This is a genomic window from Paractinoplanes bogorensis (assembly GCF_018829635.1).
Taxonomy (GTDB): domain Bacteria; phylum Actinomycetota; class Actinomycetes; order Mycobacteriales; family Micromonosporaceae; genus Actinoplanes; species Actinoplanes bogorensis.
This window is the reverse complement of the sequence record NZ_JAHKKG010000009.1, coordinates 322,967-342,614: the sequence shown is the minus strand read 5'-3', so window position 1 is coordinate 342,614 and position 19,648 is coordinate 322,967. Positions and strand designations below refer to the sequence as shown.

The following is a 19,648-nucleotide window of genomic DNA, read 5'->3' as shown; positions in this document are numbered from 1 at the left end:
ACAGGCCTTAGTTCGACTTCAGCCAGCGCAACACTTCACCGGTGACCACGTCGCCGGCCTCCTGATGCAGGAAGTGCCCGGCCCCGGGGAGCAGCCGCCATTCGTACGGCGCAAGGACGTAACGCCCTGAGCCTTGGGCCGTGCGCGGCAGGGTCGCCGTGTCGAGCCCGCCGTGCAGTTGCAGTGTCGGGGTGATGAGTGGTTTCTGCATCAGCTTGACGAAGCGGTAACCCTGCAGCCGGAGGGCACTGCGGAACACCCAGCGGTACGCCTCGAGCGCGCAGAACGCCGCCTGCGGGATCTGCATGGCCTCACGGCATTTGGCGACGTACGCCGCGAACTCCGGGGTTTCTTTCCATTGAGGACCGGACCAGCGGGTCATCAGCTCGCCTACCATCGCCGCGTCGTCACGGGTGAGCACGTGCTCGTAGCGCGGCACCTGGAAGCGCAACGCGGACGAGGACGCGGTGAACTGGCCGCGCGGGTCTGCGAACAGCGCCGCCCGCAAACGCAGCGGGTGGGCCGCGCCGAGCACGACGAGCCGGTTGACCAGCTTGGGATGGAAGGCGGCAGCGGCCCAGCCGATCATGCCGCCGGCGCCCGCCCCGACGATCGTGGCGTTCCGTTCGCCGAGCGCCCGGATGAGACCGGTGATGTCGGCCGCCATCGTGTAGCCGTCGTAGCCGCGCGGGGGCTTGTCGCTCGCGCCGTAGCCCCGCAGGTCGACCGCCACGGCCCGGAAGCCCGAGTCGGCGATGCGGGGGAGGATGTCGTGCCAGGCCCACCAGTGTTCCGGGAAGCCGTGCAGGAACAGCACCAGTGGGCCGGCGCCGGCCTCGACGACGTGGAACCGGCTGCCGTTGGCGCCGACGAAACGATGGGTCCAGGGTCCGTCCACCAGCACGCACGACTCGTCCACCCGACCACCCATGGGCTCAAGCGTAGGCGCTGTGGTCGAACGTGAGCGCGTGGCCGCCGCAACCAACGGACGACGGACGCGTGACGGAGGTAACCGGGACGAAATTCAGTCCTTGCCGATCAATACCCGTACGAGCGTGGCGGGCTTGCCCGAACCGCAGTCGACCGGCGTCTTGCCCGGCGTGATCCGCGCCTTCACGTGGTCGCCCTTGGCCAGGGGCACCGACTTCTTGGAGTAGAGCGACCAGGCCACGCCGTCTTCGGCCGTGACGCCGTAGCAGGGGCCGGAGCCGCCCTTGGTGACGGTCGCGGTGAGCCAGCCGACGCGCAGATCCGCCGGGTTGGGTGCCTTGACGCCCGGCGCGCGGGTCGGCGGTGGCAGGGGAGAGCTGTCGCTGTCGACCGGCTGCCCCGGCGGAACAGTCCAGTCGGGCGCAGGAAGGTCGGTCGGGGCGACGGCACCCGGCGCCGAGGGCACGGCACCCGAGGCCACCGGAGCGGCCGCCACCGGAGCCGCGGCCGGAGTCTCGTCCGATGACCGCGAACAGCCACCGACCAGCAGCAACGCCACCATCAAGGCGCCGGCCGTAGACCTGAGCATGACTTACCCCCGTGAGCGACGTGCGGACCGCGGCGCAAAGCGTAGCTGTTTCACGTCCCGCACGGGGGTGCGGCGTCCGGCGGATGCCGGACGCCGCAGGGGTAGGAAGGTCAGTCTTCGGACTTGCTGCCGCCCATCCCCTTCGAGATCAGGTCCATCACCGCGGAGTCCTGCAGCGTCGTGACGTCACCGAGCGACCGGTTCTCGGCCACATCCTTGAGCAGACGCCGCATGATCTTGCCGGACCGGGTCTTGGGCAGCTCGGGCACGAGCATGATCTGGCGGGGCTTGGCGATCGGGCCGAGCGTCTTGGCCACGTGGTTGCGCAGGTCGACGTTGAGCTTCTCGCCCGCCTCGCCCTCGGTGTCCACGTTGCCGCGCGGGATCACGAACGCCACGATCGCCTGACCGGTCGTCGGGTCGGTCGCGCCGACCACCGCCGACTCGGCCACCGACGGGTGCGAGACCAGAGCCGACTCGACCTCGGTGGTCGAGATGTTGTGACCCGAGATCAGCATGACGTCGTCGACCCGGCCGAGCAGCCAGAGCGCGCCGTCCTCGTCCTTCTTGGCGCCGTCACCCGCGAAGTAGATCCAGTCGGACGAGGCGCCGGCCGACGAGGATTCGGCCCCCGCCCCGAAGCGGGACCAGTACGTGTCGATGAACCGCTTGTCGTCGCCCCAGATCGTGCGGAGCATCGACGGCCACGGGTCGCGCAGCACCAGGAAGCCGCCACCACCGTTGGGCACCGACTGGGCCGTGTCGTCGACCACGTCGGCCGAGATGCCCGGCAGCGGCGTCATCGCGGAGCCCGGCTTGGTCGCCGTGACGCCCGGCAGCGGGCTGATCATCATCGAGCCGGTCTCGGTCTGCCACCAGGTGTCGACGATCGGGGTCCGCTCGCGGCCGATGTTCTCCCGGTACCACATCCAGGCCTCGGGGTTGATCGGCTCACCGACGCTGCCCAGGATGCGCAGCGACGACAGGTCGTAGCCGGCCGGGATGTCGTCGCCCCACTTCATCATCGTGCGGATGAGCGTGGGCGCGGTGTAGAGGATCGACACCTTGTACTTGTCGACGATCTGCCAGAACCGGTCGCGGCCGGGGGTGTCCGGCGTGCCCTCGTACATCACCTGGGTCGCGCCGTTGGAGAGCGGGCCGTAGACGATGTAGGAGTGACCGGTGACCCAGCCGATGTCGGCCGTGCACCAGTAGACGTCGGTCTCGGGCTTGAGGTCGAAGACGGCCCACTGCGTGTACGACGCCTGGGTCAGGTAGCCGCCGGTGGTGTGCAGAATGCCCTTCGGCTTACCGGTCGTGCCCGAGGTGTACAGGATGAACAGCGGGTGCTCGGAGTCGAACGGCTGCGCCTTGTGTTCCGGGCTCGCCTGCTCGACCGTCTCGTGCCACCACTTGTCTTTGTCCGTCCACGCCACGTCTTGGCCGGTACGCCGTACGACAAGCACGTTCTCGATGCTCGGGCACTGGGCGACGGCCTCGTCGACGGTGGGCTTGAGCGCCGACGGCTTGCCGCGCCGGTACCCGCCGTCGGCCGTGATCACGAGCTTGGCGTCGGCGTCCTTGATGCGGGTCGACAACGCGTCGACCGAGAAGCCACCGAAGACGACGCTGTGGGTGGCGCCGACCCGGGCGCACGCCAGCATGGCCACCGCGGCCTCGGGGATCATCGGCATGTAGATCGCGACCCGGTCGCCGGCCGTGATGCCGAGGTCGGTGAGCGTGTTGGCGGCCTGGCTGACCAGCGTGAGCAGTTCGGCGTAGGTGATCGTGCGGGTGTCGCCGGGCTCGCCCTCCCAGTGGATGGCGACCTTTTCACCCTGACCGGCCTCGACGTGGCGGTCGACGCAGTTGTAGGCGATGTTCAGTTCGCCGCCGATGAACCACTTGGCGAACGGCGGGTTGGACCAGTCGAGCACCTGGTCCCACTTCTTGGCCCAGGTGAGGCGGTCGGCCTGCTCGGCCCAGAAGGCGAGCCGATCGGCGTTGGCCGCCTCGTACGCGTCCGCCTTCACATTGGCGTCCGCGGCCAAGGCCTCGGGCGGCGGGAACTGCCGCGTCTCGGAGGACAGATTCTCCAAAGTCTCACTCATGAGAGCGGCTCCTCTTCACTGCTGACCCGGGCTTCTTCGTTGCACACTAGTTGCGCTTGTGGATAGCGGCGAGGGTTGTGCGGCTCAGTGCGCCAGAACGCCTGGCTCGCGCGCCGGATGACCATTCGCTGCTCGATACTGCGCGAATCTTGCCAGTTCTGAGCCCGTTTGTGCAGCCCATGTTTCGATGGGTTTACCGGCTACGGTGTTCCGGTGGATCCACTAGCCCCACTTCTCGATCTTGCCGATGTAGCTCCTGCCCTGGCCGAGGCCCGCGAACGCGTCGACGCGGCGATGCGGCACCGCGCGCTGCGCCGGCACGGCGGTCAGGTGGCGGCCGAGGCCAGCCTGCGCGCGGCCGTGTCCAGTGCCGCGCTCGAGGGCAGCGTCTACGACCTTGATGACGTACGCGGTGGAACCGTCACCGATCCGGTCGTCCAGGGCGCCCTGCGGGTGGCCGAGGGAATCGGCGGACTGGTCGACCTCTGGCCCCGGGCGCCGCGTCAGGTGCTGGCCAAGCTCCACGTGCTCGCCGCCCGCGGAGTCGTGCCGCCGGCCGACCTGGGCCGGCTCACCGGCTCGGCGGAACGCGTGGATCTGCTCGCGGGCCTGGTCGCGGGCAACGACCGTACGCCTCCGCTCCTGCTCGCCGCGGTCGTGCACGCCGAGTTGATCACCCTGCGCCCGTTCGCCGGCCCGGCCGGAGTGGTGGCCCGCGCCGCCGCCCGGCTGACGTTGATCAGCCGCGGATTCGATCCCCGGGGTTTGGTGGCGGTCGAGGTCGGGCATCAGAGCCGCGAGCCCGAGTACGTCGGCTCGGCGGGCGCCTATGCCACCGGCACACCCGATGGCCTGCGCTCCTGGCTGCGGCACTACGCTTCGGCCGTGATCATCGCCGCCGACGAGATCACCGCCATCGGTGACAATGTGCTGGCGACCGTATGACCAATCATTGAACTGTGCGTCTGTGCGAACAGCCGAGGCGATGACCAGCGGCTTCTAGACTCGAAGGCGTGGAGACCTGGGAGCGCCCCTACACGCCCGGTGCCGGCCGCTGGCTCGTGATCGGGTGGGAAGCCTTCGCCTTGGCTCTGCTGGCCTGGAGCTCGATCGAGACGTTCGAGCTGGGCTGGCACGGCGTCCGGTTGCTGACCTGCGCGATGGCCGTGATCTGGGTGCTCGGCGCCTACCGGATCCTCCAGATGGGCGCCTACGTCGGGGCCGACGGCCTGCGCATCCACGGTCTGTTGCGCTCGCGCACGATCCCCTGGGACGACATCGCCCACGTCCACCTGCACGAGGCCGCCCACAAGCTGGGCCCCTACAAGATCCCGAGCGGCCTGACCGTGCTGATCGAGCGCCGCGACGGCTCGACCGTCAACACCGAACTCTGGGCCCAGGGCGTCGACTTCCACGCCCGCCCCAAGCTCTTCCGCGCCGTCTACCACGAGCTGCGCACGCGCCACCTGGCCGCGCAGAACAGCTGACTACCTCAGATCAAAGTCAAGACCGGTTTCCCGTACGGCCGTGAGTCGTCGCCGCTCCTGCAACGCCAACCCGTTTCCCGTACGGCCGTGAGTCGTCGCCGCTCCTGCAACGCCAACCCGTTTCCCGTACGGCCGTGAGTCGTCGCCGCTCCTGCAACGCCAACCCGTTTCCCGTACGGCCGTGAGCCGTCGCCACTCCTGCAGCGCCAAACGTTTCCCGTACGGGCTCGAGCTGTCGCCGCTCGTACAGCGTTCCCGTACGGGCTTGTGTTGCCGCTCGCTCGTGCGGAGTCGGCACCGTTGTCCCGTATGGCGTCGGGGTTGAACGGTCGTCGGAAAGATTAGAGCCGGCGTCCCACGAAGGGGCGCCGGCTGCTGCGCGTCCGGACCGGGTTATCAAGCGTGCACCTGGGTCGTTGTCGACAGTCCACAGGCCTCGCGGCTCCTTCAATGAGAGCCCAGGGGGCCGCGGTCCCGTCGCAACGTGCCTGCCGTGGCTGATCGCGCGTGGGTTCCCGGTGGCCGTGCACGAGGCCCGTCACTTTCGGGCCGGAAACCCGGCCGTCGGCTTAGATCCTCGCCAGTTCTTTCTACCCCGGCGGAGGCATGATCGCCAGAGCTTCAGCCTGGCAAAATGGGCTTACCGCATTAGTCAGACCAAAGCCATTCGTGCAGCTCATTGGCCTTGCGCATACGGGCGCGATGACCCTGAGCAATGAGCAGAGACACGCATCGTTCCCATCGGGAAGGCGCCCACGTCTTGGGCCGGGCCCACCCGGCAGTGGCTGAGGAGCGTAGGCAGGCGACCAGGCCGTCCCCAATCGCGCGAACAATTCAGGTCCGTACGAAATCGGGAATTTGATCTTGATCTTAGGCGGGCGCCTTGGTGCGGCGGTGGCGCGCGTAGATGGCCAGACCGATGGCGGCACCGACGCCGACGCCCAGCGCCGCGGCGGCGACCGGAACGGCCGGCCGATCACGCAGGCGCTGACCCAGCGGAATGGGGTGCCGGAACTCGAGGACGGGCCACTGATTTTCGACCGCCGCGCGCCGCAGGGACCGGTCGGGATTGACCGCGCTGGGATGCCCGACCGCCTCGAGCAGGGGCAGATCGCTGCTCGAATCGGAATACGCGTAACAGTCGCGCAGGTCGTAACCGCGCGCGTCGGCCAGCTCGCGCACCCCGACGACCTTGCTCGGGCCGGCCGCGTAGAACTCGACCTCGCCGCTGTAGCGTCCGTCCACGATGCTCATCCGGGTGGCGATGATGTCGGTGATGCCGAGCAGCGCGCCGATCGGACGGACCATCTCGTCGCCCGAGGCAGAGACCAGCACGACGTCGCGCCCGGCGGCCTGGTGCTCGGCGATCAGCGTCGCGGCCTCGGCGTAGACGTACGGGTTGATCAGCTCGTCGAGGGTCTCGGCGACGATCTGCTGCACCTGCTCGACCCGCCAGCCCTTACAGAGAGCAGCCAGATAGTCGCGGGTGCGGGCCATCGCCTGCTCGTCCGAGCCGCCGCCGAGCCGGAACATCAGCTGTGCGTAAGCGGATTTGACCATGTCACGGCGACTGATCAGGCCGTCACGATAGAACGGCCGACCGAAGGCCAGCGCGCTGGACTTGGCGATGACCGTCTTGTCGAGGTCGAAAAACGCGGCACTCAGGCCCACGGGCCGCAAGTGTAGTCGTAAGCCACCCGCCGCCGCCGTCCCCGACGCGCACGGTGACAGCCCGTGAATTCGGTCAGACGGGAACCAGCATCGCACTGAGCAACAATCGGTACTCGACTGCGCTGCTTCTGTGAGGCATGCTTGTCCTGTTGCGATCGGGATTCACGTTGTGACCGCTCGCGCCTCACCTTTCATGAACCCTCGGTGATTACGCCCCCCGTGATCACCGAGTTGATTCGGCTCGACCCCCCCGGAGCCGAATCCTCGGACGGCCCCCGTCTCCCCCGACGGGGGTCGTTCCCTTCTTCAAGCCCCGGTGGCCTGCGTCTGCCCGGCCGGCTCGACCGTCTCGCCCAGTCCGAAGAAGTCGCACAGGCCGGTCACGTCGAGCACCCGGCGAAAAGCCGGACTCGGGTTGACCACGCAGAACCGGGACTCGATGTCGGTGGTGGCGCGGTAGCCCTCGATCAGGGCGCCCAGCCCGGTGGAGTCGATGAAGGTCGCGGAGCGCAGGTCGACCCGCACGATCGGCGGGGACCACTCGGCCACGGCGTCACGGACGCAGCCGGCCAGTTCATCCGCGTTCGAGAAATCGATCTCGCCCTCGACGGTCACCACGGCGGCGCCGTCGGTGTCGAGTGATCGGTGGATCCCGCTTTCCATGCCAACCCCATTGGTCCGTGTCGTCAACCAACATACCCAACGGGTGCAGGTCGTATTCGGGGTCTCTTTAGCAGATCAACGAGACCGGACCGGGATATCCACAGCCCGCCCGGTTGTCCACAGGCCGGGGCTGTACTCCTGGTCCGGCTGTACGCGGGCCGCGAAGGTGGGCGCCACAACCGCCGCCTGCCTGGAGACCGCCGATGCCCTCCCTGCCCCTCGTCGTCACCTCCGACCCCGACCTGCTCGACGAGTTGTTACGCCTCGCCGCCGCCGGCGGGACCACCGTCGACGTGGCCGCCGACCCCGTCGCCGCCCGCTCGCGATACGGCACGGCACCGCTCGTCATGATCGGCGCCGACCAGCTCGACGCCTGCCTGCGGGCCCGGCTGCCCCGCCGCTCGCGGGTCGCCGTGGTCGGCCGCGGCGAGGTGACCGAGCCGATGTGGGCGGCGGCCAACCAGCACGGCGTCGAACACATCGCCGAGCTGCCGACGGCCGAGTCGTGGGTCGTCGACCGGTTCGCCGAGCAGCTCGACCAGCCCACCGGCCGGGTGCTGGCGGTGATCGGCGGGCGCGGCGGGGCCGGGGCGAGCACGCTGGCCGCCGGGTTCGCCATGACCGCGATCGGTGACCAGCGGCGCACACTGCTGATCGACGCCGACCCGCTGGGCGGCGGGCTCGACCTGATGTTCGGGTGGGAGCGCCGCGACGGTCTGCGCTGGTCGGCCCTGGCCGAGGCGGGCGGCCGGGTCGATCCGCCCACCCTGCTCGAGGCGTTGCCGCATCACGGCGACCTCGTGCTGCTGTCCTTCGACCGCGAGCTCATGTCCGACCTGCCGCCCGAGGCGATGGCGGCAACCATCGACGCCGGCCGCCGGGCCCGCGACGTGGTCGTGGTCGACCTGCCGCGCCGGCTCGACGACGCATCGGTGCTCGCGCTGGAGTGCGCCGACCAGGCGGTGCTGATCGTGCCGGCCGAGGTGCGCGCGTCGGCCGCCGCGGCCCGGGTGGCCCGGCAGGTGCAGGCCCACCGCACGGAACTGTCGCTGGTGGTGCGCGGGCCCAATCCGGGCAAGCTGCGCCCGCGCGAGATCTCGGCCGCTCTCGGGCTGCCGCTGATCGGCACCCTGCGGCCGGAACTGTCGATCAGCCAGGGGGTCGAGCGCGGCCGGCCCCCGGCCGCCGACGGCAAGGGATCCCTGGCCGAGCTCTGCCGGCGGGTGCTCGGCGACCTGCTGAGCGATCGGGCCGGGGCGGTGGCGGCGTGACGGCGTACCCGGGTCTGGGCAGCCGACTGGCCGCCTCCGCGCCCGAGGTGGCCGGCCGCGTCCGCCATCGGTTCGCGGTCGAGGGCGGCGAGGCGACCCCCGCGGCCGTGGTGCATGCCGTGCGGAGTGAGTCCGACGCGGCCGCGCTGGGCGACACGGCCGTCCTGCGGCTGGCCGACCGGGTGCACGACCAGTTGGTCGGCGCCGGGCCGCTGGCCCCGTTGCTGGCCGACCAGCAGGTGACCGACGTGCTGGTCAACGGTCTCGCGGTGTGGGTCGACCGGGGTGCCGGCCTGCATCGGGCGCCGATCGTGCTGGGCAGCCTGGACGACGTCCGCCGGTTGGCCCAGCGCCTGGCGGCCGCGTGCGGACGGCGGCTCGACGACGGCCAGCCCTACGCCGACGCCCGGCTGCCCGACGGCACCCGCCTGCACGCCGTGCTGCCGCCGGTCGCGACCGACGGGCCCTACCTGTCGCTGCGGACCTTCCGGCAACGGCCGTTCCGCCTCGACGACCTGATCGAGCACGGCACCGTGGCCCCTACGGTCGCCCCGGTGCTGGCCGCCGTCGTCGCCGCCCGGCTGGCCTACCTGGTCGTCGGCGGCACCGGCAGCGGCAAGACAACCTTGCTGGCCACGCTGCTCGGCATGGTGCCCCCGACCGAGCGGATCGTGCTGGTCGAAGACGCGGCCGAGCTCCGTCCGCTGCACCCGCACGTGGTCGCCCTGCAGGCGCGCACGGCCAATGTGGAGGGTGCGGGCGCGATCGGGCTGACCGATCTGGTGCGGCAGGCGCTGCGCATGCGACCCGACCGGCTGGTGGTCGGCGAGTGCCGGGGCGCCGAGATCGTCGACCTGCTCGGCGCGCTCAACACGGGCCACGACGGCGGCGCGGGCACCCTGCACGCGAACGCGCCCGGTGACGTCCCGGCGCGGCTCGAGGCGCTCGGGCTGCTCGGCGGGCTGCCCCGGGCGGCGCTGCACGCCCAGGTGGTGGCGGCGTTGCAGGTCGTGCTGCAGGTGCGGCGAACGGATCGGGGCCGCGTGCTCGAGTCGGTCAGCGTGCTGCTGCCGGCCGGGGAGGATCGGCTCGCCACCGTGGTTCCGGCCTGGCGACGGCAGCGTGGGGCCGGTCCGGGTGCGGGGGCGCTGGCGCGCCTGCTGGCCGTACGCGGTGTGGCCGTACCCGCCGTCCTCACCCCGCCGGTGGTGGCGCCATGATCTGGGGCCCGTTGCTGCTGGTGGCCGGCGCGCTGATCGTGGTCTGGCCCGGCACGCGGGTGCGTGCGCCCCGGGTGTCGCTTGTCGCGCTCGCCCGTCGTGTCGTCGCGGCCGCCGCCCGGGCTCCACGGCAGGCCCTCGTCGTCGGCATCGCGGCCGCGGCAGTGCTCGGGCTGATCGCGGGTGGCCCGGTCGCGGGCGTGATCGCGGCGGCCTACACGGCACTGGGCGGCCGGGCGCTGGCCCGGCGCGCGGCCCGGCAGCGGACGGCCGTCGATCGCGCGGCGGCGCTGGACGCGCTGGCCGCGCTGGCCGCGGATCTGCGGGCCGGGCTGCCTCCGATGGCCGCTCGGCCCGACGGCTCGGGCGACCGCCTGCGCCGTCTCACGTCTTCGGTTATGGAGGCTCGCGGAAACGACCGGTGCTCCCGCGGCCGACCTGGTCGAGCGCATCGAGGCCGACGCGCGGGCGGCCGACCGGGCCGGTGCCGCGGCGGCCGCGCAGGCCGCGGGTGCCTCGGCGACGGCGATGCTGCTGGCTCTGCTGCCGGTGGCCGGGCTCGGTCTGGGCGTGACGATGGGCGCCGATCCGTTCCAGGTGTTGCTGCACACGCCGTTGGGCGCGGCCTGCGGCCTGGTCGCGGTGGCGTTGCAGGCCGGCGGACTCCTCTGGTCAGAACGCCTCGTCGGCGGGGTGACCCGATGACGCCGCGTGGTGCGAAGGCCGACGCCGGGCCGGGCGGACCGGTGTCGCCGCGGCGTACGAACGCCGAGATGACGGCTCGATGTGCGATCGCCGAGTTTCTGCGGGCTCCGCAGCCGAGTGTGGTGCCGCTGCGGCCGTGTTGTGTGGCCGCGCTGGTGGGCGGGCCCGACAAGTGTGCCGTCGTTGCGGCATCGCTCGAGCGGGTTCCGCCGGCGCGGCCGGTTCCGCCGGCGCGGCCGGACGAGCGGTCGGTGGGGGAGCCGTGACGGCGCTGCTGATCGTGGCTGCGGCGTTGGTGTTGCTGGCGGTTCCGGTGGCCGGGGGACGGGCGGCGCGGCGCCGGCTGCGGGGCATGCTCAGTGCGGCCGCGACCCCGACCGACTCCCGACGGACGCGGATCCTCCTGTCCGTGATCGCGGGGCTCACGGTGGCCGGCTATTTCGGCACCTGGTGGGGCGCCGTGGCCGGTGTCGCCGCCGGGGTGGGGGTCGAACGCTATCTGCGGAAGCGGGAGCCGGCCCGCGTCCGCGAGGAACGCCGCGCCGCCGCGGCCGACCTGCCCCTCGGAGCCGACCTGCTGGCGGCCGCGTTGCGAGCCGGATCCCCGGTCGACGGGGCGGCCGGTGCGGTGGCCGACGCCCTCGACGGTCCACTCGGGACACGACTGCGCCGCACGGCCCGCTCGCTGGCCCTCGGCGCGACCCCGGCCGAGGCGTGGGGTCACCTCGACGGTGTGCCCGGCGCCGACCGCCTGGTCGCGGCGGCCATTCGCACCAGTGCGAGCGGCGGTGCACTGGCCGGGGCGCTCGGCCGGCTCGCCGACGACCTGCGCGCCGACCGGGCGGTCGCCGTCGAAGCGGCGGCGCAACGGGCCGGCGTCCTGATCGTGCTGCCGCTGGGGCTGTGCTTCCTGCCCGCGTTCCTGCTCGCCGGGCTCGTCCCGGTGCTGATCGCGGTGCTCGGCGACGTTCTTTGACCCCACCGACCGGCCGCGGGCTGGTCGTCACCACAACCGAAGGAGAACTACGTGCGCACAATCCTCGCGAACTTCGCCCGTCTGCGGGCCGAGGCCGCGGACGCCGGCATGAACACGGCCGAATACGCCGTCGGAACGATCGCGGCGGTCGGCTTCGCCGGCGTCCTGCTGAAGATCCTCACCGGCGCCAACATCGCGGCCGAACTGACAAAGATCATCATGCGGGCTCTGAAGTGACCGCGCGCTGGTGGCCCGGCCGCGACCGGGGAGCGTTCACCGCCGAGCTCGCGGCCGGGCTGCCGGCGCTCATGCTGCTGCTCTTCGTGGGTCTGACCGCGGTCTCGGGAGTCGCGACCAAGGCCCAATGCCTCGATGCGGCCCGCGAGGCAGCCTTGGCCGAGTCCCGCGGCGACTCCGGCGCAACGGCGGCCGCCCGGATGGCGCCACCCGGCGCGACGGTCGACATCAGCGGCGACGGCGACCTGGTGACCGTCCACGTGCGGACACCTCTCAAGGCGATGCCGGCAATCACCGTCGAGGGTTCAGCAACAGCCGCCCGCGAGCCGGTGCAGGCGCGATGAAAGACCGCCGAGCCGGACCAGGTGCGATGAAGGACCGCCGAGCCGGACCAGGCGCGATGAAAGACCGCCGGGCCGGACCAGGTGCGATGAGAGACCGCGGGGCGGCCACCATATTCGTGCTGGCCATCGGCCTGTTGCTGGTCGCCGCGGGCGTGGCCGGCGCCGCCGTGGGTGCCGCGCGGGTCGGCCGCCACCAGGCTCGCGCCGCAGCCGACCTGGGCGCGTTGGCCGGTGCCGCGCAGGCGATCTTCGGCCCGGGGATCGCCTGCGCCCGCGCCTCCGAACTGGTCACCGCCAACGGCGGCCGCATGACGTCGTGCGCGGTCGAGGGCCTGGAAATCGTCGTCACGGCCGAGGTCGAGGTCCACCTGATCCTCGGCCTGACCCCCAGCGCCGCAGCCGCCGCCCGAGCCGGCCCCGTCTACGCCCTCGCCGAGTGACTGGCCAGGGCGGCCAGCACCGTGTCCAAGACCTGGACGGCGCCGGGCTTGTGCAACGGGTTGTTGCCGTTGCCGCATTTGGGGGACTGGACGCACGAGGGGCAACCGGCCTCGCACGCGCACGCGGCGATCGCCTCGCGCGTGGCGGCCAGCCACGCGGCCGCCACCTCGTAGGCCCGCTCGGCGAAACCCGCCCCGCCGGGATGGCCGTCGTAGACGAAGACCGTGGGTGCCTCGGTGTCCATGTGGTTTGCCGTGGACAGGCCGCCGATGTCCCAGCGGTCGCATGTCGCCATCAGCGGCAGCAAGCCGATCGCGGCATGCTCGGCCGCGTGCAGGGCGCCGGGCACGTCGGGCGGTTCGACCCCGGCCCGGCCCAGGGCCTGCGGCGACACGGTGAACCAGACCGCGACTGTTCGCAGTTCGCGTACCGGCAGGTCGAGGGGCCGGGTGTCGATCACCTCGCCGGTCGCTATCCGGCGGCGCTGGTAGGACACGACCTGGTTGCTCACCTCGACGTCGCCGAGGAACAGGCCGACCGGTCCCGCGTCCACGTGCGAGCGGATGCCCAGCACTGACACGTCGGTCACGTCGCGGGCGTGCGTCGACCAGTCCGGCTCTTCGGGGTGCACCAGCGCCACCGCGTCGTCGAGGTCGAGCCGGTCGACCAGATAGGTCACGCCCTGGTGCAGATAGACCGCGCCGGTGTGCAGCATGACGTGCGACGACGTCTCGTCGACCGTGCCCAGCAGGCGCCCGGTCGACGACTCGACCACCTGGATGGGGGCGCCGCCGGCCCCGCGCAGGTCGACGTCGGGCCGGCCGGGATGCGTCCAGTACCAACCCGACGGCCTCTTCCGCAGCGCCCCCGAGGCGGTCAGCCCGTCGACGGCCGCCCGCGCCGCGTCGCCGCCGAACAGCTCGAGATCGTCGCGGGTCAGCGGTGCCTCCGAGGCCGCGCAACACAGTTGGGGGCCCAGCACGTACGGGTTGGCGGGGTCGAGCACGGTCATCTCGACCGGCCGGCCGAAGAGCGCCTCGGGGTGGTGCACGAGGTAGGTGTCGAGCGGATCGTCCCGGGCGATCAGGACGGCCAGCGCCGATCCGCCGTCGCGCCCGGCCCGGCCCGCCTGCTGCCAGAGCGACGCCCGCGTGCCCGGGTAGCCGCAGATCAGCACCGCGTCCAGCCCGACCAGGTCGACGCCCAGTTCGAGTGCGTTGGTCGAGGCGAGCGCGAGCAGGTCACCGGTCAGCAGGGCCTGCTCGATGCGGCGCCGGTCCTCCTTCAGGTATCCGGCGCGGTAGGCCGCGACCCGCTTGCCCAGCCCGGGTACCACCTCGTTGAGCGAGCGCCGGGTCATCGTGGCGACCACTTCGGCCCCGCGGCGCGAGCGGATGAACGCGAGGGTGCGCGTGCCCGCCACCACGGCGTCGGTCAGCAGGTCGGCCGTCTCGCTCAATGCGGAGCGCCGGACCAGAGCCTCCTCAAGATCTTCCGAGGGCGGGGGCAGCAGCGGCGGCTCCCACAGGGCGAAGGTGGTCGCCCCGCGGGGTGATGTGTCTTCGGTCACGGCGGTGACCGGCAGTCCGATCAGGCGGGACGCCGCCTCGGCCGGATCGCCCGACGTGGCCGAGGCCAGCACGAAGGTCGGTGAGCCGCCGTAGCGGGCGGCGAGCCGTCGCAGCCGGCGCAGCACATGCGAGACGTGGGAGCCGAACACCCCGCGATAGGCGTGGCACTCGTCGATGACCACGTAGGAGAGCCGGCGGAGGAACGTCGCCCAGCGTGCGTGCCCAGGCATCAGGCTGTGGTGCAACATATCTGGATTTGTCAGTAGCAAGCGGGAGTGCTGGCGGATCCACTCCCGCTCCTCGCGTGAGGTGTCACCGTCGTACGTGGCCGGCCGCACCCCGTCGAGGCCGAGCTTGGCCACGGCGCGCAGCTGATCGGCCGCCAACGCCTTGGTCGGTGAGATGTAGAGCGCCGTCGCGCGTGGCTCGTCGAGAAGACGGGTGAGCACCGGCAGCTGGTAGGCCATCGACTTGCCCGAGGCGGTGCCGGTCGCCACCACCACGTGCACACCCTCGGCGGCCAGCGACGCCGCGGCGGCCTGATGCTCCCAGGGCTGGGCGATGCCGAGCGCCCGATAGGCCGACACGACGTCGGCGGAGGCCCAGGTGGGCCAGGGTGCGCTCCGGCCCGTACGGGAAGGAATCTGCTCGATGTGGGTGACCGGGGAACCGGCCGTGCGCGCCCGCAACCGCTGCAGCAACTCGGCGGGGCCGATGGCGGTCGACGTCACGCCGGCCACTCTGACACCCGAATGAGCCGAACCTCAAACGGGTACGACGGTGGAGCCGGACGGCGGGCCGATACCGCTCGGTGGTTAGATTCGCTGGGGAGATCGGCCGTCAGAGCACGTGCCCGGCAGGGAGGAGGAGCGATGGAGCTGTCCCTTGCAACCCGGACCGTCGCCGAGCACACGGTGCTCGAGGTGGGCGGGGAAGTCGACGTCTACACGGCTCCGAGGCTGCGTGAGCGCCTCGTCGAGCTGGTCGACTCGGGGGTGCGCAGCGTCATCGTCGACCTGGGCGGCGTCGAGTTCCTCGATTCCACCGGCCTCGGCGTGCTGGTCGGAGCGATGAAGCGGCTGCGGGTGGCGAACGGGCGATTCAGCCTGGTCTGCTCCAAGGAGGCCCTTCTCAAGATTTTCCGGATCACGGCGCTCGACCAGGTGTTCCCGATCTTCCCCACGATCGAGGCCGCCACGCGGGACAGCGACGGCAGCGCGACTTCGTGATGGCGACGGTTCGGCTGTCCTTCTCCCCGGCTCCCGTGCATGTCCGCACTGCACGGTTGGTCGGTGTCGCCGTGGCCCGGCGTGCCGGGGTCGCCGAGGAGCTGCTGGACGAGGTCCGGCTGGCGATCGGCGAGGCGTGCACCCGCGCCGTCGCGCTGCACAACCAATACGGTCTGCCCGACCTGGTGACCGTCGAAATGTCTGATTCGGACGCTTATTCCGTACGGGTCATCGACCACGCCCCGATCGAGGCGAGTGTCGGCCTGGCCAAACTGCCGCCGGATGAGCTCGCCGACGAGTCGCTGACCGACGAGGCCCTGACTACCGGGGTGGGTTTCGCGCTCCTCGCCGGATTTGTCGACGATCTTCAGGTCCGCCCGGTTGAGGACGGTCCGGGCACCGAGGTCCGCATGGTGTGGCCGGTTCCCCGGCGTTAGCCGAGGCCCAGTCGGATAAAACAAGGTCAAGCACCTTATCAACCGACATCTATACCCACCGACGCGGCCGCTAACACAGCGGCAAACATCACGACGACACGGCCCGATCCAGGTGTGACCACAAACACGCTGGGCCGATACAGTACGCGAGTTATCAGCTACTGCTCCTGGTCCCGCGGCCGCGGGACCCAGTTGTCGTCTCCCCTTGGACGGGGATGCGCCCGCGCGGTCACGTCCGCCGTTACCGGGCGCGGTCGGTGTACAGGAGGACATTGATGTCCGGGACCTCGTTAAGTGGTTCGAACGTCACGTTTGTCATCGTCGCCCTGGTCTTCGCGCTCATCGCGCTGGGCTTCGCGGCGATGTTCGTCCAGTCGGTTCTCAAGGCCGGCCGGGGCACCAAGAACATGCAGGAGATCGCCGGAGCCGTCCAAGAAGGCGCGTCGGCCTACCTGTTCCGCCAGTTCAAGACCCTCGCCATCTTCGTGGTGATCGCGGTCGTCCTGCTCTTCCTCCTGCCGGTGCACGACACCGACAACGAGGTCTGGGTCAAGATCGGACGCTCGCTGTTCTTCATCGTCGGCGCGGTCTTCAGTTCGTTCATCGGCGGTGCGGGCATGGCGCTCGCGACCCGGGCCAACCTTCGGGTGGCCGCGGCCGCGAGCGAGCAGGGCGGTCGCGAGACCGCGATGGGCATCGCCTTCCGCACCGGTGGTGTGGTCGGCTTCCTCACGGTCGGGCTCGGCCTCTTCGGCGGCGCGCTGGTCGTGCTGATCTTCCGGAGCGACGCCCCGACCGTGCTCGAGGGCTTCGGCTTCGGTGCCGCGCTGCTCGCCATGTTCATGCGGGTCGGCGGCGGCATCTTCACCAAGGCCGCCGACGTCGGCGCCGACCTGGTCGGCAAGGTCGAGCAGGGCATCCCCGAGGACGACCCGCGCAACGCCGCGACCATCGCCGACAACGTGGGCGACAACGTCGGTGACTGTGCCGGTATGGCCGCCGACCTGTTCGAGTCGTACGCCGTGACCCTGGTCGCCGCCCTGATCCTGGGTTCGGCCGCGTTCGGTCAGGACGGCCTGATCTTCCCGCTGATCATCTCGACGGTCGGCGTCGTCATCGCCATCCTGGGCGTGTTCATCACCCGGCTGCGTCCGAGCGACCGTAACGGCCTGACCGCCATCAACCGGGCGTTCTACATCTCCGCGGCGGTCGCCGCGGTCGCCGTCGCGGTGGTCAGCTTCGTCTACCTGCCGTCCACGTTCCAGGGCTTCAACGACGAGGGCATCGCGGCCGAGATCCTGAACAGCGGCAAGGACCCGCGCTGGCTGGCCGTTGGCGCGGTCGTCATCGGCATCGTGCTGGCCGCTGCCATCCAGGCGCTGACCGGCTACTTCACCGAGACCAACCGGCGCCCGGTGCAGGACATCGGCAAGTCGTCGCAGACCGGTGCGGCCACCGTCGTGCTGGCCGGCATCAGCGTCGGCCTGGAGTCGGCGGTCTACTCGGCGCTGCTGCTCGGCGCCGGCGTCTACGGCGCGTTCCTGCTGGGTGGCTCGTCGCTCACCCTGTCGCTGTTCGCCGTCGCGCTGGCCGGCACCGGCCTGCTGACCACGGTCGGCGTCATCGTCGCCATGGACACCTTCGGCCCGATCTCGGACAACGCGCAGGGCATCGCCGAGATGTCCGGTGACGTCGACGAGAAGGGCGCGCAGATCCTGACCGAGCTCGACGCGGTCGGCAACACCACCAAGGCGATCACCAAGGGCATCGCGATCGCGACGGCCGTGCTGGCCGCGACCGCGCTGTTCGGGTCGTACACCAACAGCCTGGCCACCTCGCTGGCCGACGCCGGTGTCACTCCCGAGGCGGTCGGCACCGAGATCCTCGGCCTGTTGAACATCGCCAACCCGCGCAACCTGGTCGGTCTGCTCCTCGGCGCGGCGGTCGTGTTCCTCTTCTCCGGCCTGGCCATCAACGCCGTGTCCCGCTCGGCGGGCGCGGTCGTGATGGAGGTCCGCCGCCAGTTCCGCGAGTTCCCCGGCATCATGGACCGCACCCAGCGGCCCGAGTACGGCCGCGTGGTCGACATCTGCACCCGGGACGCGCAGCGCGAGCTGCTCACCCCCGGTCTGCTGGCGATCATGGCCCCGATCGCGGTCGGCTTCGGCCTCGGCGCCGGCGCGCTGGCGGCCTACCTGGCCGGTGCGATCGGCGCCGGCACGCTGATGGCCGTGTTCCTGTCCAACTCCGGTGGGGCCTGGGACAACGCCAAGAAGCTGGTCGAGGACGGCAACTTCGGTGGCAAGGGCTCCGAGGCGCACGAGGCGACCATCATCGGTGACACCGTCGGTGACCCGTTCAAGGACACCGCCGGCCCGGCCATCAACCCGCTGCTCAAGGTGATGAACCTGGTCTCGCTGCTGATCGCCCCGGCCGTGGTGGCCTGGAGCATCGGCAACGACCAGAACAACCCGCTGCGCATCACGATCGCCGTCGTGGCTGCTCTCGTCATCGCCGGCGCGGTGGTGTGGAGCAAGCGCAAGCCGATCTCGATGGGCGACGACACGCCGTCGAACAACTCGGCGCCGACCGAGAAGGTCACCGCCTGATCGCACCACCAGAAGTACTGCGGGGCACTCGGCGACGCCGGGTGCCCCGCACCATAGATGAGGATGTCGGACCTTGCCCGTACGCTGCTTCCCATGCGCCCGGCCCGACCCCTCGCACTGCTGGTTCTGATCGCGCTCTGCGCATCGCTGGCCGCGTGCTCCGATTCACACAGCCCCCGAGCCTGGGCCGCTTCCGTGTGCACCACTCTCGAGCCCTGGCGCACCGAGATCGGCTCGCTGACCACCCGCACCCAGCAGCAGATGGACACGGCGACCACGCCCGGTCAGGCCAAGGAAAATCTGATGCGCCTGTTCTCCGGCGCGGCCGACGCGAGTGAGAAGGCCCGCGCCGGCGTCGTCAAGGCCGGTGTGCCCGACGTCGACGGCGGCTCACAGATCGCCGACGGCTTCACCGGTTCGCTGGCCGCCACGCGCGACGCCTACGCCAAGGCCGAGAGCGGCGTCGAGGCGCTCGCGACCGCTCCCGCCCAGACCTTCTACCAGCAGGTCGGCCGGGTCGTCGAGCAACTGCAGAGCGACTATCAGGCGAGCGGTCTGGACACCAGCAAGCTCAGCTCGGCCGAGCTCAAGGCCGCGTTCGACGAAGTGCCCGAGTGCCGGTGAGATGACCGAGACGGGGTGGCCGCTGATCCCGCGCGAGGCTCTCCCCGCGCCGGTTCCGGCTGCCGCACGTCCCGCTCATCCGCGCGCTGACCCGCCCGCCGACGCCGGTCGTCAGCTGCCGTTCTTCGGGGCCGAGACCACCGAGCCCGCCCCCGCCGATCTGGCCGGGCTGCTCGCCGGGCCGGCCACGCTGGGGCGGATGGGCGGCACGGCCCGGGTGTCGGTGCCGGTCGACGCCGCCTGGCGGGTTCACGTGCTGGTCGCTGAGCTGGTCATCCGTGGCCTGGTGGTCAGCTGGCGTCAAAAAGATCAAGAGCCTTCCCGCGTACGCGATGTGGTCTATGCGCCGTTGGAGGACGACTCGGTTCCCATCCCCGAAGATCCGGCGGACGCTGACGATTCGGAAATGTCACCCGGAAACCCCGCGAAGCGCCGCCCGACCGAGCCGGTAATGGCCGAGCCCGAGCCCGCGGAGCGCGAGCCGGCCGAGTCCGGGCCCGCCGAGTCCGAGCCGGCGGAGAGCCAGCTCGCGG

General features: G+C 71.1%; 20 protein-coding genes and 1 pseudogene. 15 read left to right on the top strand and 6 right to left on the bottom strand.

Going from position 1 to position 19,648, the window contains the following annotated elements:
* Positions 1–7 precede the first annotated feature (7 nt).
* From KOI35_RS29645 to acs, 3 genes are all read right to left on the bottom strand, one after another.
* On the bottom strand, positions 8–931 hold the full coding sequence (locus tag KOI35_RS29645; RefSeq protein ID WP_215791919.1) for an alpha/beta fold hydrolase: 924 nt from the start codon (positions 929–931) through the stop codon (positions 8–10).
* Between the two features lie 93 nt (positions 932–1,024).
* Positions 1,025–1,519, bottom strand: coding sequence for a hypothetical protein (locus KOI35_RS29640; RefSeq protein WP_215791918.1), 495 nt, complete (start codon positions 1,517–1,519; stop codon positions 1,025–1,027).
* Positions 1,520–1,629: 110 nt separating this feature from the next.
* Entirely contained in the window at positions 1,630–3,630 is a 2,001-nt protein-coding gene (gene acs, locus KOI35_RS29635; RefSeq protein WP_215791917.1) for an acetate--CoA ligase, read from the bottom strand.
* Between the two features lie 213 nt (positions 3,631–3,843).
* Between acs and KOI35_RS29630 the strand changes: the two genes are divergently transcribed.
* Entirely contained in the window at positions 3,844–4,575 is a 732-nt protein-coding gene (locus tag KOI35_RS29630) for a Fic family protein (protein WP_308121207.1), read from the top strand.
* A gap of 68 nt (positions 4,576–4,643) precedes the next feature.
* Positions 4,644–5,117: a PH domain-containing protein gene (locus tag KOI35_RS49070; protein WP_215791915.1), complete on the top strand. Its 474-nt coding sequence runs from the start codon at positions 4,644–4,646 to the stop codon at positions 5,115–5,117.
* An 870-nt stretch (positions 5,118–5,987) separates the two neighbouring features.
* Here KOI35_RS49070 and KOI35_RS29620 read toward each other — a convergent pair.
* Together KOI35_RS29620 and KOI35_RS29615 are read right to left on the bottom strand one after the other, a co-directional pair.
* Positions 5,988–6,788, bottom strand: a complete 801-nt coding sequence (locus tag KOI35_RS29620; RefSeq protein ID WP_215791914.1) for an HAD family hydrolase — start codon at positions 6,786–6,788, stop codon at positions 5,988–5,990.
* A gap of 306 nt (positions 6,789–7,094) precedes the next feature.
* Positions 7,095–7,451, bottom strand: a complete 357-nt coding sequence (locus KOI35_RS29615; protein WP_215791913.1) for an STAS domain-containing protein — start codon at positions 7,449–7,451, stop codon at positions 7,095–7,097.
* 203 nt (positions 7,452–7,654) lie between these two features.
* Here KOI35_RS29615 and ssd point away from each other — a divergent pair, with 203 nt between their 5' ends.
* From ssd to KOI35_RS29575, 8 genes are all read left to right on the top strand, one after another.
* Positions 7,655–8,722 (top strand): septum site-determining protein Ssd, encoded by a 1,068-nt coding sequence (gene ssd, locus KOI35_RS29610; RefSeq protein ID WP_215791912.1) that lies wholly within the window; start codon positions 7,655–7,657, stop codon positions 8,720–8,722.
* Positions 8,719–9,942 carry a TadA family conjugal transfer-associated ATPase gene (locus tag KOI35_RS29605; RefSeq protein WP_438870628.1) on the top strand — a complete coding sequence of 408 codons (1,224 nt, stop codon included), beginning with the start codon at positions 8,719–8,721 and terminating at the stop codon, positions 9,940–9,942. The genes ssd and KOI35_RS29605 overlap by 4 nt, the downstream gene beginning before the upstream one ends.
* 528 nt (positions 9,943–10,470) lie before the next feature.
* Positions 10,471–10,647 (top strand): hypothetical protein, encoded by a 177-nt coding sequence (locus KOI35_RS47735; RefSeq protein ID WP_246613922.1) that lies wholly within the window; start codon positions 10,471–10,473, stop codon positions 10,645–10,647.
* Entirely contained in the window at positions 10,644–10,913 is a 270-nt protein-coding gene (locus tag KOI35_RS29595) for a hypothetical protein (protein WP_215791911.1), read from the top strand. Before KOI35_RS47735 ends, KOI35_RS29595 begins: the two co-directional genes overlap by 4 nt.
* Positions 10,914–10,999: 86 nt before the next feature.
* The gene (locus tag KOI35_RS29590; RefSeq protein WP_438870635.1) at positions 11,000–11,623 is read left to right on the top strand and encodes a type II secretion system F family protein; all 624 of its coding nucleotides are present in this window, start codon (positions 11,000–11,002) and stop codon (positions 11,621–11,623) included.
* Between the two features lie 108 nt (positions 11,624–11,731).
* Entirely contained in the window at positions 11,732–11,860 is a 129-nt protein-coding gene (locus KOI35_RS29585) for a DUF4244 domain-containing protein (protein ID WP_246614012.1), read from the top strand.
* The gene (locus tag KOI35_RS29580; RefSeq protein WP_215791908.1) at positions 11,857–12,204 is read left to right on the top strand and encodes a TadE family type IV pilus minor pilin; all 348 of its coding nucleotides are present in this window, start codon (positions 11,857–11,859) and stop codon (positions 12,202–12,204) included. Before KOI35_RS29585 ends, KOI35_RS29580 begins: the two co-directional genes overlap by 4 nt.
* A gap of 86 nt (positions 12,205–12,290) precedes the next feature.
* Positions 12,291–12,644, top strand: coding sequence for an Rv3654c family TadE-like protein (locus KOI35_RS29575; protein WP_215791907.1), 354 nt, complete (start codon positions 12,291–12,293; stop codon positions 12,642–12,644).
* Here the strand turns inward: KOI35_RS29575 and KOI35_RS29570 are convergent.
* On the bottom strand, positions 12,626–14,956 hold the full coding sequence (locus tag KOI35_RS29570) for a DEAD/DEAH box helicase (RefSeq protein WP_215791906.1): 2,331 nt from the start codon (positions 14,954–14,956) through the stop codon (positions 12,626–12,628). The two genes, KOI35_RS29575 and KOI35_RS29570, sit on opposite strands and share 19 nt — an antisense overlap.
* A gap of 132 nt (positions 14,957–15,088) precedes the next feature.
* Between KOI35_RS29570 and KOI35_RS29565 the strand changes: the two genes are divergently transcribed.
* From KOI35_RS29565 to KOI35_RS47730, 5 genes and pseudogenes are all read left to right on the top strand, one after another.
* Positions 15,089–15,445, top strand: a complete 357-nt coding sequence (locus tag KOI35_RS29565) for an STAS domain-containing protein (protein WP_215791905.1) — start codon at positions 15,089–15,091, stop codon at positions 15,443–15,445.
* Positions 15,442–15,882, top strand: a complete 441-nt coding sequence (locus KOI35_RS29560) for an ATP-binding protein (RefSeq protein ID WP_215791904.1) — start codon at positions 15,442–15,444, stop codon at positions 15,880–15,882. The genes KOI35_RS29565 and KOI35_RS29560 overlap by 4 nt, the downstream gene beginning before the upstream one ends.
* A 275-nt stretch (positions 15,883–16,157) precedes the next feature.
* Positions 16,158–18,491 (top strand): sodium-translocating pyrophosphatase, encoded by a 2,334-nt coding sequence (locus tag KOI35_RS29555; RefSeq protein ID WP_215791903.1) that lies wholly within the window; start codon positions 16,158–16,160, stop codon positions 18,489–18,491.
* Positions 18,492–18,584: 93 nt separating this feature from the next.
* Positions 18,585–19,115, top strand: a complete 531-nt coding sequence (locus KOI35_RS29550; RefSeq protein ID WP_215791902.1) for a hypothetical protein — start codon at positions 18,585–18,587, stop codon at positions 19,113–19,115.
* A gap of 1 nt (position 19,116) precedes the next feature.
* A pseudogene (locus tag KOI35_RS47730) lies at positions 19,117–19,413 on the top strand (hypothetical protein); the annotation flags it as partial.
* Positions 19,414–19,648: the final 235 nt, after the last annotated feature.